Consider the following 16,324-nt stretch of genomic DNA (forward strand, 5'->3'; position numbering starts at 1 on the left):
ATTCAACAATGATCGAAAAACCCCAATTCACCCGCGATGATGTAGAAATCCTGCGCCGTGAAGAACTCTACAAACGCTTCTTCCGTGTTGAAAAAGTCTTCCTTCGCCACAAGCTATTTAACGGCGGTTGGGGAAACGAAATCGGGCGCGAATTGTTTTTACGTGGTGAAGCGGTCGGCGTTGTGCTCTATGATCCGGCCCACGATCTGATCGGGCTGGTTGAACAATTCCGGGTCGGCGCCATGGATGAGCCCCATGGTCCCTGGTGTTATGAAGTTGTCGCCGGCATGTTGGAAGAAGGCGAAACCCCTGAAGACGTAGCCCGCCGCGAACTCATCGAAGAAGCCGATGTTACGCCATATACCATGGAATATATCTGCAATTATCTATCCAGCCCGGGCGGCAGCGATGAAAAGTTGCATCTCTATTGCGGCTTGTGTGATCTGAGTCAGGCCGGCGGTATTTATGGTTTACCGGAAGAGGGTGAGGATATTCGCATGCACGTCTTTGCCGCCGACGATGTCTTTGCCGAACTCTTTAATGGCGCTTTTAACAATGCTGCAGCATTGATTTGCTTACAATGGCTACAACTTAACCGGCCCCGTTTGCAAGCGGAAAATCTCAGCGCGGTGGATTGACTTAATTCCGCGTCTGGCTAACACTTGATTCAAGATGAATAGTTTTATGACAGCCCGCCCAGATCGCGGGTGTGGTTATCGTCTTACTTATTGAAAACTTATCTATGTTTACACTTCGCCTCAACAGGCAAACACCTGAATACGCCACTTACAAGGAACCTTACAAGGTGGATTTTCCTTTGCAGATGGCGGAGTGCGAAGCCAATTACTTGCGTCTGCAAAAACTCGTCAATGGCCTGACCCATGATGAGTACCGCTTTATGGTAACGCGCGGCCAGCAGGAATGGTTACAGATCCTGCGGGTGGTCGAACGCTCGCCCTACACCACCACCTTCCAGTTCCGCCAATCACCGGTTGCCCCCATCACTCGCTGGTTGCAAATGCCATGTTTAACGGTGCGGATGTACCACGATGCAAAAGTGGCCGAGGTCTTGGCGTGGGAGGGGCATAAACGTTTGCGTCCGCGTTACGAATATCCCAATCGCTCGATGTACCAAAGCGACGAGAAGTTGCAGATCAACCAGTTCCTGGGCGAGTGTCTATCCTTGTGTCTCAATAAAGGGCGCAGTGTGGATAGTGTGGTGCCGACAGAATAAACCTCGCCGTTTTCATTTTTCTTTAGTTTTTTTGCGAGAAGCTTGCAGCTTTAGGTGGGGTGAGTTTTGCGTGAAGGTGTGTGTTTCAAAACCCTCGCGTCAGGGATGACGTGAGGGAGCTACAGGGACGTATTTACCGCGTTTTTGAAACACACACCTTCATGGAAAACGTATTCGAAGAGTCACACTGTTCGTATTGTTCGATCTACTACTATCAAGCAATTTGCAACACCTTTTCCTTCGTCGTGTGATTAATAAGTCTTGATGGCGTTTTCCCGCAACTGATCTTGTGAACAAAGTTGTAACGCAACTTATGATAATCACTGTCCGGGTTATCAAAGATCGCTTTCATTTGTCGTAACTCAGCAGCGCGATAAGTTTCCAACGGCTGCACGCATTCATCCGCCACTCGCCGCTGTTGCTTTTGCTCCAGAGTTGAAAAAAACAGTTCATCCTTCGTCAATTCCTCACAGGCTTTTTGCAGCGTCTGGTGATATAACTCCCAATCTTCCGGTAGCACTTGATCCACCATGCCAATAGCTTTGGCGGCTTTCGCCAGGATCGGCATGCATTGTGTTGTCAGTTCATGAGCAAGGTGTTGGCCGACGCGTTTGGGTAGCAGATACGTCCAATACTCTGAACCATACAGTCCCATGGTTTGATAATGAGGGTTCAGGACAACACCTTCCCGTGCCCATACTGAATCGCAGGCGAGCGGCATCATGGCGCCGCCAGCGCCGGCGTTGTTGCGTAAGGCGGCGACGGTGATTTTATTGTCCATATTGATGATTTCCTGGACGACATCGTCAATGGCATTGATGTTGCGCCAGGATTCATGTGCCGGGTCAACAGAGGATTCAATGCAATTCAGGTGAATACCGTTGCTCCAGAAATCTTCACCGCCGAGCAAGGCAATCACACGAACATCAGCGTGGGCTCGTAGCTCGCGCAGTTTTGCAAGTAAGGCGATGCATTGCTCGGTATTCATGGCGCCGTTGTAAAAATCGAAGCTGAGATAGGCAACGCCGTTTTTAATCTCGGTGTTGATATCTTGCTGAACCTGTGAATCCAATACGCCCAGATGCTCAAAATATTCCGGATTGTGAAATTGTTGGGTGACCACTTGCAACGCCGGTAGTTTGAAAAACGTTTTTTCACCATGCTGGGCCATCTTCATCTGGCGAATCCACACAGCACCATCGCGCGTGGCACGACACACGGCACCGTCGCGGTAACCGATTAATTCACCGGGTTTGGCGTTGGTTTTGCGATATTCCGCGCGTGCGCCGAATAAATAAACAGTATTACCCGCAATATCATCCAGTACACCCGGAAAGCTGTCGGCCGCATGAATTTTTTTAACAATGGTTTCGGTGTTGTCATTCAGCCAGTCGATCTTGCGCCAATCCTGCCGCATTAAGGGCAAACATTTTCCCTTGACGTTGGGGTTGGAATAATCCAGAGGGCGCGGGCGGAAGTCCGGTTTTTGAATGGCATCAAGCAAAATATTTTTGATTTCTGCAACGGCAGTGGCGATAACTTCACGCCGATAAAGACTCGCCTTCGGTGCTCCGCGCAGGGGGAAATTTTGGGTGGCCCAGATATCACCGGCATCCATTTCTTCGTCCGCCTGCAACAGGGTTACACCCCATTGGTTGCGTTCCATGTCAATGGCCCAGTCGAGCGATGAAGGTCCGCGATCACCTTCAATACCGGGATGGACGATTAAACACAAATGTTCCCGCCAGATCGCCTCCGGTACGCGATGCTTAAGAAAAGGACAAATAATCAGGTCCGGCTGGAATTGTGCCACCGCTTCCTGCATTACCTCTTCGCTGGCGGAAAGCTCAATGGAAACGCGGTGGTTTTCCGCCTCCAATTCTCGATGAACACGTTGACACATCCCGTTATAAGCTGAAGCAAACAATAAAATGTTCAAGGCAGATCCCTCCCAGATGGGTCGAAAGTAGATGTTTGCGCGCTTGATTTACAACGAAAGCGTTACGTCTTGGCGTAAGCGTCTTGTGCGTCTCCCGGTTCTTCTCCCAATTCTTCTTCCATGCGACTGCTGAGTTGGTTCAAGGACATAATCAAACAGATGACCAGTAAGAACATACTGGCACAGAAGATAAACAAGCCCATGGTCATGGGGCTCATGGAATTTTCGATGATGACTTGTTCTGCGGTGTGGTCATGCACCATGGACATGGCCGCCATACCGGTGTAGTGCATGCCGCAAACAGCGATAGCCATGACCACCGCGCTGCCGAGCATCAGCATGGTGCCTTTCAGGTTTACCGCGAGCCACAGCGCCACCGTGGCAGCAACGATTGCAATAGCCAACGAAACGCCGACGAGAGTTTTGTCGTACACCATGCTGCCGTGCATCACCATCGCTTCCATACCGATGTAATGCATGGAGGCTACGGCGAGACCGGTAAACAAGCCGGCACCTAACAGGCGCACGATCGACAGCTGACCACTGACGGCGATATAAATCCCGATGCCCACAGCGACAACTGCAATTAATAAGGAAAGGAAAGTCAGGCCGGGTGTATAGCCCACATCCATAGGCACCTGGTAAGCGAGCATGCCGATAAAGTGCATGGTCCAGATAGCGCCGCCGCCGAGGGAAACCGCAGCGGCAATAATCCACACCGTTGAGGGGCCGGATTTCGAAGACTTCATTCCGTTGGTAATTTGCAAGCCGGTAAATGAACCGAAGACCGAAACAAGAAATGAGAGAATGACCAAAAACCAGTTATAGCTTGCTTCCATCTCCATACAGATATCCTCATAAAATAATAAAAATACAACGACAATCAGCGCTCGTGTTACACCAGCCAGCTGAGATTTCTTTATGGATTCTAGTTATTCCAATGCGCTTCCCATAGATTAAATATTCATGTTTTTTTGAAAAAATAAATTTTTTGAAATTAAAAAATTTGATGTAAGTGATCTTTTATAAATTGTGAACTGGTTTTTGCCAGGTTTATAACCTTATGAATTAGATGGGATTTTTTTCTGACTATTGTGTTAGTTTTTTCGTCAGTTTCATTAAGTTGACGCATTAGTTAACGAAAAAACTGGATCACTGGGTTTGATATTTTTTGCGCCATTATTTTTCGTGACGCAAAAATTTATTGCTGCGTCGCAACGCTCATCTAAAATTGCTCATTACCAGTGCAGTGAAAACTGCGTTAGCACATTTTTATTTTTTACCGCTGCGTTCGCGCAAGGATTATCAACAAATGACCGCTCAAGCATCTGTAATGAAGTCACCTGGCAGGATTTTTTCTGTTGCGGTGGTCGGAGCAAGTGAACGAGATATCGAGATACTCGAACGCGTTTTTGGCATTACCCGTTATCGTCAACGTTGCTATAAGCTGGTCGTCATCAATGATGTGTCTTCCACCAGTGAATTGACGCGCGCTGTTGACGCCGATATCCATGTTCTTAATGTCACCAACCCCAAGGCAATTGTGTGCTGGCAACGCTTTGCTGCGACCGTGAGCCGTGAAAAGCGCAAGCCGGTGTTGCGCTTGGGACAAAAAGCGACAGATGAAAGCAATGTGTCTGAATTTGTTATTCCCTGGCCGATTAACCCGGCGAAATTGCTGCAAACCCTGGATAACTTTACGATCCGCCACCTTCATTACTATCCCGAATTCGAGATAGGTTCGGAGGTGGAGCCATCTTCAGCGGTGGTCCATAACATCAAAGCCATAGGTACCACCACGCAGATCAAGCAAGAGGCGCGACAAAAAGCTATTCGTGTATTGGTAGCAGATGACAGCCTTGCCGTGCGTCGACAACTAACAATTGAATTCGACAGTATGGATGCGCACCTGGACTCAGTGGCGGATGGCGACGCGGCAGTAAAAGCCACCGAGCAGGAAAAATACGATGTCATTTTTCTCGATGTGGTCATGCCGGGTCTGGATGGTTACAGCGTCTGCAAAAACATTCGTCGTTCTGCGCTGAACAAAACCACGCCAGTCATTATGCTGACCAGCCGTTCATCAAAATTCGACAAGCTAAAAGGCATCCTGGCCGGATGCGATACCTATTTAACCAAGCCAATCAATCACAATGAATTTAAAGAAATAACCCAAAAACATCTCGTTAAAAGCATGGAGAAGTAACATGAAGCCCAGCAAAGTCATGATCGTGGACGATTCGCCAGTAGACTTGCAGCACCTGAAACAAATTATTGCGGACGCCGGTTACCAGGTTATCACTGCAACCGACGGCCAGGACGCATACGACAAAGCAAAAGCCTATCGCCCGGACGTTATCCTGATGGACGTGGTGATGGAAGGTGTAGATGGATTCCAGGCTTGTCGCAACATTACCTCTGATAAAGATCTTGCCAGTATTCCCGTGGTGTTCGTTACCAGCAAAAACCAACGCGCGGATCGCGTGTGGGGTGAGTTGCAAGGTGGCAAAGGCATGATTACCAAACCCTACACACAGGCGCAGATTATCGACACGATTGCATCGCTTTGACGCACTGTTTTAAACCGGCGAGATATCTGTAGATGGCTACCAACAATCTTGAGCAGACGCTGATCGATGCGTTGTCCCGCTTGCAGCATACCGATGTCGACAAGGCACTGCTTACGGATCAGGAACGCTTCGGCGCTGAACTTGCACGCGAGCAGTATTTTGGTTTTGCCATTGGCACGAAACATTTTGTGGTTAAAGCCAGCTGCTTTTGCGAAGTATTTTCCGGCTTGCCGGTTGCTCCGATACCCAATGCACCTTCGGTGTTAGCCGGCTTGTGTAACGTGCGCGGCGTTTTGGTTCCGGTGTACCAGCTGCATCACGAATGGGCTCTTACCCTGCCGCAAAAGCCTTATGTATTTTGCATCGGTAAAGGTGAAAAAGCGGTGGCCGTGTTGGTTGACAATTTACCGGTTTCCATCGAATTGGCCGAGCAGGATTGTGTGGAGGACAATACGCTGGAACAAGATCCGGTCCTGTCTGCGCTGGTTGAAAATACTTTTCTTGCGCGCGGTGTTCAGCACTATCGCATAGCGGGCGAAGCGGTTGGTGAACAACTCCTGGCATTGGCAAATCACCACCGTCGGGAAAACCACCATATGGGCATGCATCGTTTTGCCGACAATGCGTATTCCGTGTAGAAAAATCTGTTTGATGTAATTGCCACACAGACATTCTTGCTTTGAAAATCGATCCTGGAGTCTCACAATGAAAAACGTATCGGGAATTAAAATTTCCCACAAAATCAGCAGCCTGATGATCGGGTTGATCGTTGGCTTCGTGTTGATGGGGGTGGCCTACTACGCGCAGATCAGTGTGGATATCAAGCAGGAGCGAACCCGCCAGCAATTCCAACAGGCGGAACAATCCCTGGATCTTGCCCGTCAAGCGCACACCACACTCAAAACCCAACTGCTGACGATGATGCAAAGCGGTGAGGTGCAGGGGTCGCAGGATTTGCTTACTGCGGCAGAGCGTGTGCAACACGCTCAGGAAGCGTTGGGTAAGATAAATTTCCAGTTCTACTCATCCGCCGCGCAGGAAAGAATTGAAACCGCCAATCAAGTGTTTGCGGAAACGGTTGAGCAGACCATTCCCGCGCTGGTGCAAACGGAAGCCGCTGAGTCAGATGTGAATATGCCCTTGCCTGAAGTGGCCGGTCAGTTGCGCAATCTCCTGCAAAACCATCCGTCAGCCATGAATATAGTGTTGCAAACCGAGTTGCATTATTCGGAGTTTCTGCGGACGCGCGATGGGCGTTATGCCGCTGCCTTTCAGGCCGCCGTGGCGGATCTGCGGGACACCATAGGGCAACTGGATATGTCCGCCACCGCCGCGCAACGCGCGCTTAACCTGACTGACAACTACGCGACGGGTTTTGAGGCCATGATCGAGCGCCGCGCAACGGCTGCCGAGCGTGAACAAATGGTCGAAGATGCCAGTCTCGGTGTCATCGGCGCGCTGGAAACCTATCGCACCAGCATGGGCGAAAATTTGCAACGCCGGATCGATGCGGCGGAGGGTGAACGCACGGTAGCGCAGTGGATGTTCGCCATCGTCCTGTTTATGACAGCGATCGGCACAACGCTTGGGTTGTTTCTGATTTATCGCAGCATCGTGTTGCCGCTGTGGCATATGCAATCGATTATCGCGCAGCAAAACCGCGGTAATGACAAAGCGCGGGTAAACATTACGGCGAACGATGAATTGGGTAATTTGGGTCGCGCGTTTAACCGCCTGCTGGATGAACGTATTCAAGTACTGGCGGAAAAATTCCAGGAAAACGAAACCCTCAACAACTCTATTATCGGCCTGATTCGCGCACTGGGTTTGATTGCTCGAAAAGACCTGTCCATCAAAGTGCCGGTATCGGCAGACGTTACCGGTACTGTCTCTGATGCGGTGAACCTGCTGACATCGGAAACCGCACGGACGCTGCATCAGGTAAGGGCCGCGTCAGAAAAAATTAACGCCATCTCCGATCAGCTGCAGGCGCAATCCGGCGCGGTCATGGTGGTCGCGGAAGATGAGCGTACCCAGGTAGCCGAAACAGTGGCAGCGCTGGAACAATCAGCGAAAACCATGAGTGATATTGCCAAGGAGGCACGTGTTGCCAACAGCATTGCGTCCACGGCGATCGACAGTACAGTGAAAGCACAATCTTCCGTAACGGAAACGGTTGAAGGTATTCAAACTATTCGTAGCACAATTTCTGAAACGGAAAAACGGATCAAGCGCCTCGGCGATCGTTCACAGGAAATTACCAGTATCGTTAACCTGATTAACACCATTGCTGAACGGACACATATTCTGGCGTTGAATGCGAGCATGCACGCCGCTTCTGCCGGTGAGGCCGGTAAAGGTTTTGCGGTGGTAGCGGAAGAGGTTCAGCGGCTGGCGGAAAACGCCCGTGGTGCAACGTCCGAAATTTCGGCGATGGTGAATAACATCCGCGTGGAAACATCAGACACGGTAAATATCATGAACAAATTGATTACGCAGGTGGCAGAGGGTACCAAGCTGGCGGAAGATTCCGGTCAGCGGATGCACGAAACCGAAGCGGCCACACGTCAGTTGGTAAACCACGTGAAATCAATCGCTGTCAATTCGGTAAACCAGGCCAACATGGCCAGCAGGGTGCGTGACCGCGCGACACAAATTACCGAGTCCACGCAAAAAACCTACAGCGAATTGGAGCAGCAGCGTTTGCAGACCGATGAATTGAAAGTACACGCACGCTCGCTGCTTGAGCGGGTTAATGTATTTACCCTGCCGGAGTTCCGCGCGGAAGCGCACAACACACTGGTGTCGATTCGCCAGCCGGCTGTCAATGAAGAGCAGATGGAAAAAAATATAGCTAATGCCTGATGGCTAACGCGAGATGGTCAGCAAGTTTGTGGTAAACCATGTGGATGGAATGCGATGAATAATAATCCCTTGACGCGTGATCAGCAGGATTTTGTCGAGCTGCTGACGCAAGAGTTACATGCACAATTGGATTATTCTCTCGAACAGACCACCCAGATCGGTGTGGATCAGCAGATGTTATCCGACCAATGCGCATCGGTCACCCACTTTGCCGAAGCGGCGGAGTTGATTGGCTTGCAAGGATTGGCCGAAGCCTGTCGCGTTATGGAAAAAAATTTCCAGGCGCTGATGCAACAACCGACTGGTGTTGATGCAGAACAAAGTTTGTTGATTGATTCCTGGGCGGTTTATTTTCTCGATTATCTGCAGCACCTGGGTGAAGGCGATATACCTTCTGCCACTGTGCTAAGTGTGCTGGAGTTTCTCGCCAACGCCGCCTGGCCGCAACCCTTGAACGAGGCACAACAGCACAAGCTGGGTGCCAAGCTGGTTCAGGCGGATATGCTGCATACCGAAGATCCCTCACGCAAATTACCCACCATCGCCACCATGGACATGTTGTCGCTGCATCTGAGCGACGACATCAACCAGGAATTATATGAGGGTTTGATGCTGGAATTGCCCGGCCAGGTCAACAGCTTTGCCGAGCAGATCAGCCGCTTTGTTGAAACTCTGGATAAGCAGGCGTTGGCCAGCGCGCAACGCATTGCGCATACCATCAAGGGTTCCGGCAATGTGGTAGGCGTAAAAGGGTTGGCGAATTTCATGCATTTCAGTGAGGACTTGCTTGAAGAAATTTCCCGTCAATCAAGTGAGCCCAGTGAAGCCCTCAAGCAACTGCTGGTTGATATGTCCGATACGCTGGCCACTATGCTCGATAGCCTGGTGGAAGGTGGCAGTGTTAGCGAATTGGAATTACGCGTGATGCAGCAAGTCCTCGATGCGTACCATTTTATTTATCAGCAGGATGTTGCCGGTTTTGGTGGAACGAGTGCGACTATCGAAACGCTTGTGAACACAGCACTTGATGAAGCAAATACTGACATAGTGACAACTGAACCAGCCGCTGAGCTTCATCTGGTCAGCGAGCCTGTGCCACAGAGCGCGGGTGGGCAACATCTTCAGGAAGCCCTGGCGTCACAACTGCGCATTCGTGAAGATATCGCGCAGGATTTATTGCGCCTCGCCGGTAGCAGCGCTATCGGTACCAACCGTTTGCAAACACAAGTGCACGGTATCAAGCAGCAGTTAACGCATATTGGCCAGTTACATCATAAGCTGACATCGCTCACTGAAGAGCTGGGCCAGTTGATTGAAGTACGCGAATTATTCAGCCGCCGATTTAAAAACAATCAGGATGACGGCCTCGATCCACTGGAGCTGGATCGCTACAACGAACTGCACAGTTTCTTTCACCAGTTGCAGGAATTTATTACCGACGCGCGCGACGCGATTTATCAAACCCAGGGGCAATTGCGCGGCCTGGAAGAGCAAACTTACGAGCAACAGGTCACCAATCGTGAATCACAAAACCTGTTGCTGGAAATGCGGATGGTACCGGCGCACACCATGGAGGCGCGCTTCCAGCGGTGTGTGCGGCAAGCCTGTCGTTTGACCGGGAAAAAAGCACGCCTGCAATTGCTCGGCGGCGATACCATGATTGACAGCCGGGTGCTGCATGATCTGGTCGATCCCTTAATGCATTTATTGCGCAACGCTGTGGATCACGGTATTGAAACCACCATGCAACGCCAGCTGATGGGTAAGCCGGAAGAGGGACTCATCAGTCTGCAATTTCGTTCGCAAGGCCAGTCAGTGCTGGTGCAAGTACGTGACGATGGCGCCGGCTTGAATCACACGCGCATTGCGGCAAAAGCGGAGGCATTAAATATCGCCATTCCCGCCGCCGCTCAGGATGAACAACATCCGGAAATGCTCGAACGCTGGCTGAATCAATTAATCTTTGCGCCGGGTTTTTCAACCAGTGATGCTGTCAGCCAAACCTCCGGGCGCGGTATTGGCCTGGACATGGTGGCGGATCGGATTGCGTCGCTAAAAGGTCGCATCACGGTAGAAAGCCTGCCGGGTGAAGCCTGTGAATTTACCATTCGCCTGCCCATGACGGTGATTGCGGAGCACGGCTTGTTAATTAAAAGCGGTACGCACCGCCTGGTAGTGGCGTCGCGTGGGGTTGAGCAATTGCTGTTTCTGGAGGCGGCAACGCTGGTCTCCAATGGCGAGGGTTTGCAATACCAATTCAACGATACACTTATCGATGTTTATCACATCGCTCAATTAGCGAACCTGCCGAGTAACGTCGCAATCGATACCACCGACGCGCACGCCTTGTTGGTCGTCGAAAGTTTTCCCGGTCAACATGTCGGTGTACTGATTGAAAGCGTCAGCGCCAGTCGCGAGATGGTTATTAAACCGCTGACGGCTCTGACACCGGTAGTGCCCGGTGTTATTGGTGCAACGATTCTGGGTGATGGTGACGTGGCGCCGGTGATTGATGTGCAACAACTGGTGTTGGACCTTTTGCAGTCGGGCACGGAAAATTCTATCTGGCGAGTCGCTCAGGAAGCGCTGCGTCACCAACCGGCAACGCAACGTCCTATGGCGCTGGTGGTGGATGATTCGCTCAGTACCCGGCGCTCCCTGGCGCAATTTGTTAGCGATATCGGCATGGATGTGTGCACCGCAAAAGACGGTTTTGAAGCCGTGGATATTTTGCAGGGCCAGTTGCCCAGCGTCATTCTGGTGGATATGGAAATGCCGCGCATGAATGGACTGGAATTAACGGCGCATCTGCGTGCCAACGATGCCACCAAACATATCCCCGTCATCATGATTACATCACGCAACACTGAAAAGCATCGCAGCCTTGCGAAGGCCGCCGGTGTGGATACCTACTTAAATAAACCTTTTTCGGAAGATGAGTTGCTGCACTGCCTCGAATCTTCCATTCATGCTTAGGATGGAACCATGTCCACCACCATAAAAGATTATGCAGGAGTTGATTCGCCCAGCCTCGCACCACCCACGATGGCAATTCCGGAGCGGGTGCATTTCGATGGCGGTGAGTTCGGCTTGCTATTGCCGGCGGCGGATGTGGTGACACTATTATCCAGCCAGACGCTGATCGCGCCGGCGGAAACGGCATCGCCTTTGGCGGCACAAACTTGTGGTTACCTGGAGTTTGATCAGCAGCGTTATCCGGTGTTTTGTCTCAACAAAGCGTTACAACTGCAAAGCCGTTTGGAAACACATCATCGGGTGCTGGTGTTGTTGCGTCATCAGCAACAATTTTTTGCGCTCGCGTGCAGTTCGCTTAATAAACTCGATACGCGGGAATATCCGGTGTATCCGGTGCCGCGTAGTATGAGCAGTCGCAAACAACCGTTTAACAGCTTTGCCTTGATCGATGATGCCGCTTTGGGGCTTAGCTCGGCGGCGGACCTGCTCGAATTGTTGCAAGTGCGCGGCGTACAGATTCGTGCGCAAAACTCACGCGGTGCATTACAAGGGGCTGGCTGATGTCGCAGACACAGGAATTGGGTGCCTGGTTGTTACCCATTGATCAAACGACCGCTGTTGCCATTGGCCGCTACGAACTTAAGTACATTGAATACATTAAAGCCAGCGTCCGTCTGCCGGGTTTGCCGTCTTACTGCGAGCAGGGTTTTTTGTGGCGCAATCGGTTTATCCCGGCACTGGATATTCACGAACTGGTTTCTCATCGCCGCTCGCGGGTGGTGGACGAAGAGCGAATGGCGGCCATCATCGCCTACGAGAACAGCGCGGGCGAAATGGATATGGGCGCGATTTTTCTGCGTGGTATCCCCCGGCTATTGCCAGTGAAGCCAGAACAATCTGTCGCGATTGCCGAGCTGGAAACCAGTTGGCAACTTTTGGCTCATGCCGCGTTCGAGGACCAGGCGCAACGTTATCCGGTCATCGACCTGCGCGCCTTGTTCGATCGTACACCGGCCGACCTGTTGGCCATGCACTAGGGTGTTTGTTTAAACCCGCACAAACAATAAGCCTATTGGTGGTGCACGATCATCGGAATTGGCGCTTAACCCTTAACTTCTTCACACTTCTGATTTTTTTTACCCTTCTTTGCTGTAAATCTTGTTCCTTATAAGCTATAGCAGGTGGCGGAAATGTGAATTAGCGTATATCGTTGGCGCTAGTATTCGCACTTATTCTCCTAACACTAATATCAAAAGGAAGAGCCAGCGCGAGATGGATTTGCATGATATGTCAGCAATCACTGTGAACGAACAACCCGTGCGTCTGATACAGATCACCGATACTCATCTGGGACCGCTCACCAGTGAATCTCTGCTCGGCTTGAATACGGACGAAAGTCTGGAAGATGTCCTGCAATTGATCACTGCCGAGCAACCCGCCTTCGATTACCTTGTCTGTACCGGCGATATTGCCAGTGCAGGGCACGAGGTATGCTACCGTCGCTTTATCGACATGATCCAACGTTATTTCCCAGTGCCCTTTGCCTGGATTCCCGGTAATCACGACTCCGCCGCTATCATGAGCCAACTCGCCGTGCCCAACCCGCCGGAGCGCCGGCTGGTGGACCTGGGGCCCTGGGTTATTGTGTTGCTGGATTCGGCGGTACCGGGGCAGGTTTACGGTAATCTGGAGAAAAGCGAGCTGGACTTCCTTGAGCAGGCGCTGGCGGAACACGCCGATAAGCATGTGATGGTGATGTTGCACCATCAACCCCTGCCGGTGGGCAGCGCCTGGATTGATCAATACGTGCTGCGCAATGCAGATGCCTTCCTGGCTATTGTGGACCGCAGCCCGCAGGTCAAGACCGTGGTCTGGGGTCATGTGCATCAGGATTTCAGCCGGCGTCGCAAGCACATGAAGCTCTTTGCTACACCATCCACTTGTGTGCAGTTCAAACCTAATAGCGACGATTTTGCTGTGGATACCGCCATGCCCGGTTATCGCTGGTTTGACCTCCACCCCGATGGTCGTATTGAAACCGGCGTCTCGCGCGTGAGCGGCAAGCATTACATCATCGATTACAAGTCTGCCGGTTATTGATGCCTGACCTGATTTATATCCACGGCTTCCTCAGTTCCCCCTTGTCATTTAAGGCTCGCCAGACCGCACAGTGGCTGGCAGAGCAACGCTCCGACATCCGTTATCACTGCCCGCATTTATCGCCATACCCGCGCGCCACCCAGCAGGTGCTGGAGGCCTTGGTAGAATCCCTGCTGCCGTCACCGGTTGGTTTGATCGGCAGTTCGCTCGGTGGTTTTTGGGCAACCTGGCTGGTGGAAAAGTATGATCTGCGCGCGTTGCTGGTGAACCCGGCGGTGCGGCCCTGGGAATTTATGCCGGATTATCTGGAGGTTGACCTGCCGTCTTATCACACGGATGATAGCTACCGCTTGAACGCCGGGCACATCGACGAAATCAAAGCCTGCGATCTTCCTGTTCGACGTCATGCCAATTACTGGCTGCTCGCGCAAACCGGCGACGAAACCCTCGACTACACACAAGCCGTCGCCCTCTATGAAGGTTGCAAACAAACCGTAGAAGCAGGCGGCGATCATGGCTTCCAGGGCTTCGAGCGATTTTTAAACGACGGAATAACATTTTTATTCCCGTAGGTCGGATTAGCCGCGCAGCGGCGTAATCCGACAACTAAGGTTGCCGTAACCAGAACGCTTCCGATAAATACAACCACTGACCCGTCGGGTTACACCGCTGCGCGGCTAACCCGACCTACATCAACTTGATACTGAAGACGCTATGGCTAATTACTCCGCAGAAGATATTGAAGTACTCACGGGGCTCGACCCGGTAAAAAAACGTCCGGGCATGTACACTGAAACCACACGTCCCAATCACCTCGCCCAGGAAATTATCGACAACAGCGTGGACGAAGCCCTCGCCGGCCACGCCAGATCCATTGAGGTTGTCCTGCATAAAGACCAATCCGTCACAGTTATCGACGATGGACGCGGTATGCCGGTGGACATCCACCCGGAACAAGGCAAGCCCGGTGTCGAAGTTATTCTTTGTACGCTTCATGCGGGCGGCAAATTCTCCAACAAAAATTACCAATTTTCCGGCGGTTTGCACGGCGTCGGTGTGTCGGTGGTTAATGCGCTGTCGCAAAAGCTGGAAGTCACCATTAAGCGCGATGGCAATGTCTATCGCATGGGCTTTGCGAACGGCGATAAAGCCACGGATCTCGAAATCATCGACACCTGCCCGAAACGCCAGACCGGCACAGCCGTGCGCTTTTTACCCAACCCGATTTACTTCGATTCACCGAAATTTTCCGTCAGTCGTATGCGCCATGTACTGCGCGCAAAAGCCGTGTTATGTCCCGGTTTGAAGGTCACCTTTCTCGATGAACAAAGCGGCGAAAAAGATGAATGGTTCTATGAAGACGGCTTAAAAGATTACCTCGCCGGCGCTACCCAAGGTTGGGAAACCTTACCCGAGTTACCCTTCGTGGGTGACTTCAGCGGCAAAACCGAAGCGGTTAACTGGGCCGTGCAATGGTTGCCGGAAGGTGGCGAATTAATTCAGGAAAGTTACGTCAACCTGATTCCGACAGCGCAAGGCGGAACCCACGTTAATGGTTTGCGTACCGGTTTACTTGATGCTATGCGTGAGTACTGCGAATTCCGCAACCTTATTCCTCGCGGTGTGAAACTCGCACCGGAAGATATCTGGAACAACTGTTGTTATGTGCTTTCGTTTAAACTGGCCGACCCACAATTTTCCGGCCAAACCAAAGAGCGTTTAACCTCGCGCGAAGCCGCTGCGTTTGTCTCCGGCATTGCTAAGGATGCATTTGCACTCTGGTTAAACCAGCACACCGAGGAAGGCGATAAACTCGCCGACCTCTGCATCAACAATGCGCAAAAACGTGTGCGCTCCAGCAAAAAAATCGCGCGTAAAAAAGTGACCCAAGGCCCGGCTTTGCCCGGCAAGCTGGCGGATTGTTCCAGTGGCGATCCTTCGCGCAGCGAATTATTCCTGGTGGAAGGTGACTCAGCCGGTGGCTCCGCCAAACAAGCGCGCGACCGCGAATTCCAGGCCATCATGCCGCTGCGCGGAAAAATCCTGAACACCTGGGAAGTGAACTCCGAAGAAATCCTCTCCAGTCAGGAAGTGCACGATATTTCCGTCGCTATCGGCCTCGATCCCGGTGCAGAAGATTTAACCGAGCTGCGTTATCACAAAATCTGCATCCTCGCCGATGCTGACTCCGACGGCTTACACATCGCCACCTTGTTATGCGCGCTGTTCGTCAAACATTTTCCTGCCCTCGTGAAAAACGGCCACGTCTTCGTCGCCATGCCGCCGCTCTATCGCATCGACATCGGCAAAGATGTGTATTACGCGCTGGATGAAAGCGAGAAAAAAGGCGTGCTCGACCGCCTCGCCGCCGAAAACAAAAAAGGCAAGGTCAACGTACAACGCTTCAAAGGCCTCGGCGAAATGAACCCGCTGCAACTACGCGAAACCACCATGGCCGTTGATACCCGCCGCCTGGTGCAACTCACCATCGAGGATGGCGACGAGACGCATCAGATGATGGACATGATGCTCGCGAAAAAGCGTGCGGGTGATCGTAAGAATTGGTTGGAGGAGAAGGGGAATTTGGCGGAGATTGCGGTGTAGTAGCGAAGAATAGCGATTCAAGCTGAGCCTACTTAT

The 16,324-nt window shown here is 51.6% G+C and carries 14 protein-coding genes; 12 read left to right on the forward strand and 2 right to left on the reverse strand.

Features of this window, described 5'->3' with window-relative positions; genetic code table 11:
* Nucleotides 1-8: 8 nt before the first annotated feature.
* Nucleotides 9-638, forward strand: coding sequence for an NUDIX domain-containing protein (locus CBR65_RS19205; RefSeq protein ID WP_087468348.1), 630 nt, complete (start codon nt 9-11; stop codon nt 636-638).
* Nucleotides 639-742: 104 nt separating this feature from the next.
* Nucleotides 743-1,234: a DUF1249 domain-containing protein gene (locus tag CBR65_RS19210; RefSeq protein WP_087468349.1), complete on the forward strand. Its 492-nt coding sequence runs from the start codon at nt 743-745 to the stop codon at nt 1,232-1,234.
* A 214-nt stretch (nt 1,235-1,448) separates the two neighbouring features.
* On the opposite strand, the gene CBR65_RS19215 is transcribed toward CBR65_RS19210, so the two are convergent.
* Together CBR65_RS19215 and CBR65_RS19220 are read right to left on the reverse strand one after the other, a co-directional pair.
* Entirely contained in the window at nt 1,449-3,173 is a 1,725-nt protein-coding gene (locus CBR65_RS19215; RefSeq protein WP_087468350.1) for a hydrogenase maturation protein, read from the reverse strand.
* A gap of 62 nt (nt 3,174-3,235) precedes the next feature.
* Entirely contained in the window at nt 3,236-4,018 is a 783-nt protein-coding gene (locus tag CBR65_RS19220) for an MHYT domain-containing protein (RefSeq protein WP_087468351.1), read from the reverse strand.
* Between the two features lie 467 nt (nt 4,019-4,485).
* Here CBR65_RS19220 and CBR65_RS19225 point away from each other — a divergent pair, with 467 nt between their 5' ends.
* From CBR65_RS19225 to parE, 10 genes are all read left to right on the forward strand, one after another.
* Nucleotides 4,486-5,379 (forward strand): response regulator, encoded by an 894-nt coding sequence (locus CBR65_RS19225; protein WP_157672158.1) that lies wholly within the window; start codon nt 4,486-4,488, stop codon nt 5,377-5,379.
* 1 nt (nt 5,380) lies between these two features.
* Nucleotides 5,381-5,743: a PleD family two-component system response regulator gene (locus tag CBR65_RS19230; protein ID WP_087468353.1), complete on the forward strand. Its 363-nt coding sequence runs from the start codon at nt 5,381-5,383 to the stop codon at nt 5,741-5,743.
* Nucleotides 5,744-5,775: 32 nt separating this feature from the next.
* Nucleotides 5,776-6,381, forward strand: coding sequence for a chemotaxis protein CheW (locus CBR65_RS19235; protein WP_087468354.1), 606 nt, complete (start codon nt 5,776-5,778; stop codon nt 6,379-6,381).
* 67 nt (nt 6,382-6,448) lie between these two features.
* Complete coding sequence (locus CBR65_RS19240; RefSeq protein WP_087468355.1) at nt 6,449-8,608, forward strand: methyl-accepting chemotaxis protein; 2,160 nt, start codon at nt 6,449-6,451, stop codon at nt 8,606-8,608.
* 54 nt (nt 8,609-8,662) lie between these two features.
* Entirely contained in the window at nt 8,663-11,584 is a 2,922-nt protein-coding gene (locus CBR65_RS19245) for a response regulator (RefSeq protein WP_087468356.1), read from the forward strand.
* Between the two features lie 9 nt (nt 11,585-11,593).
* The gene (locus CBR65_RS19250) at nt 11,594-12,145 is read left to right on the forward strand and encodes a chemotaxis protein CheW (RefSeq protein ID WP_087468357.1); all 552 of its coding nucleotides are present in this window, start codon (nt 11,594-11,596) and stop codon (nt 12,143-12,145) included.
* On the forward strand, nt 12,145-12,621 hold the full coding sequence (locus CBR65_RS19255) for a hypothetical protein (RefSeq protein ID WP_087468358.1): 477 nt from the start codon (nt 12,145-12,147) through the stop codon (nt 12,619-12,621). Before CBR65_RS19250 ends, CBR65_RS19255 begins: the two co-directional genes overlap by 1 nt.
* A 250-nt stretch (nt 12,622-12,871) precedes the next feature.
* Nucleotides 12,872-13,684 (forward strand): 3',5'-cyclic-AMP phosphodiesterase, encoded by an 813-nt coding sequence (gene cpdA, locus CBR65_RS19260; RefSeq protein ID WP_087469175.1) that lies wholly within the window; start codon nt 12,872-12,874, stop codon nt 13,682-13,684.
* Nucleotides 13,684-14,256, forward strand: a complete 573-nt coding sequence (locus CBR65_RS19265) for a YqiA/YcfP family alpha/beta fold hydrolase (RefSeq protein WP_087468359.1) — start codon at nt 13,684-13,686, stop codon at nt 14,254-14,256. Before cpdA ends, CBR65_RS19265 begins: the two co-directional genes overlap by 1 nt.
* 142 nt (nt 14,257-14,398) lie before the next feature.
* The gene (gene parE, locus CBR65_RS19270; protein WP_087468360.1) at nt 14,399-16,288 is read left to right on the forward strand and encodes a DNA topoisomerase IV subunit B; all 1,890 of its coding nucleotides are present in this window, start codon (nt 14,399-14,401) and stop codon (nt 16,286-16,288) included.
* Nucleotides 16,289-16,324: the final 36 nt, after the last annotated feature.

Source organism: Cellvibrio sp. PSBB006 (assembly GCF_002162135.1).
GTDB lineage: Bacteria > Pseudomonadota > Gammaproteobacteria > Pseudomonadales > Cellvibrionaceae > Cellvibrio.

Excerpts from the sequence above, each read along its gene's own strand:
- CBR65_RS19205 (WP_087468348.1), top strand. The coding sequence starts at position 9 with ATGATCGAAAAACCCCAATTCACCCGCGATGATGTAGAAATCCTGCGC.
- CBR65_RS19210 (WP_087468349.1), top strand. The coding sequence starts at position 743 with ATGTTTACACTTCGCCTCAACAGGCAAACACCTGAATACGCCACTTAC.
- CBR65_RS19220 (WP_087468351.1), bottom strand. The coding sequence starts at position 4,018 with ATGGAGATGGAAGCAAGCTATAACTGGTTTTTGGTCATTCTCTCATTT.
- CBR65_RS19225 (WP_157672158.1), top strand. The coding sequence starts at position 4,486 with ATGACCGCTCAAGCATCTGTAATGAAGTCACCTGGCAGGATTTTTTCT.
- CBR65_RS19230 (WP_087468353.1), top strand. The coding sequence starts at position 5,381 with ATGAAGCCCAGCAAAGTCATGATCGTGGACGATTCGCCAGTAGACTTG.
- CBR65_RS19235 (WP_087468354.1), top strand. The coding sequence starts at position 5,776 with ATGGCTACCAACAATCTTGAGCAGACGCTGATCGATGCGTTGTCCCGC.
- CBR65_RS19240 (WP_087468355.1), top strand. The coding sequence starts at position 6,449 with ATGAAAAACGTATCGGGAATTAAAATTTCCCACAAAATCAGCAGCCTG.
- CBR65_RS19245 (WP_087468356.1), top strand. The coding sequence starts at position 8,663 with ATGAATAATAATCCCTTGACGCGTGATCAGCAGGATTTTGTCGAGCTG.
- CBR65_RS19250 (WP_087468357.1), top strand. The coding sequence starts at position 11,594 with ATGTCCACCACCATAAAAGATTATGCAGGAGTTGATTCGCCCAGCCTC.
- CBR65_RS19255 (WP_087468358.1), top strand. The coding sequence starts at position 12,145 with ATGTCGCAGACACAGGAATTGGGTGCCTGGTTGTTACCCATTGATCAA.
- cpdA (WP_087469175.1), top strand. The coding sequence starts at position 12,872 with ATGTCAGCAATCACTGTGAACGAACAACCCGTGCGTCTGATACAGATC.
- CBR65_RS19265 (WP_087468359.1), top strand. The coding sequence starts at position 13,684 with ATGCCTGACCTGATTTATATCCACGGCTTCCTCAGTTCCCCCTTGTCA.
- parE (WP_087468360.1), top strand. The coding sequence starts at position 14,399 with ATGGCTAATTACTCCGCAGAAGATATTGAAGTACTCACGGGGCTCGAC.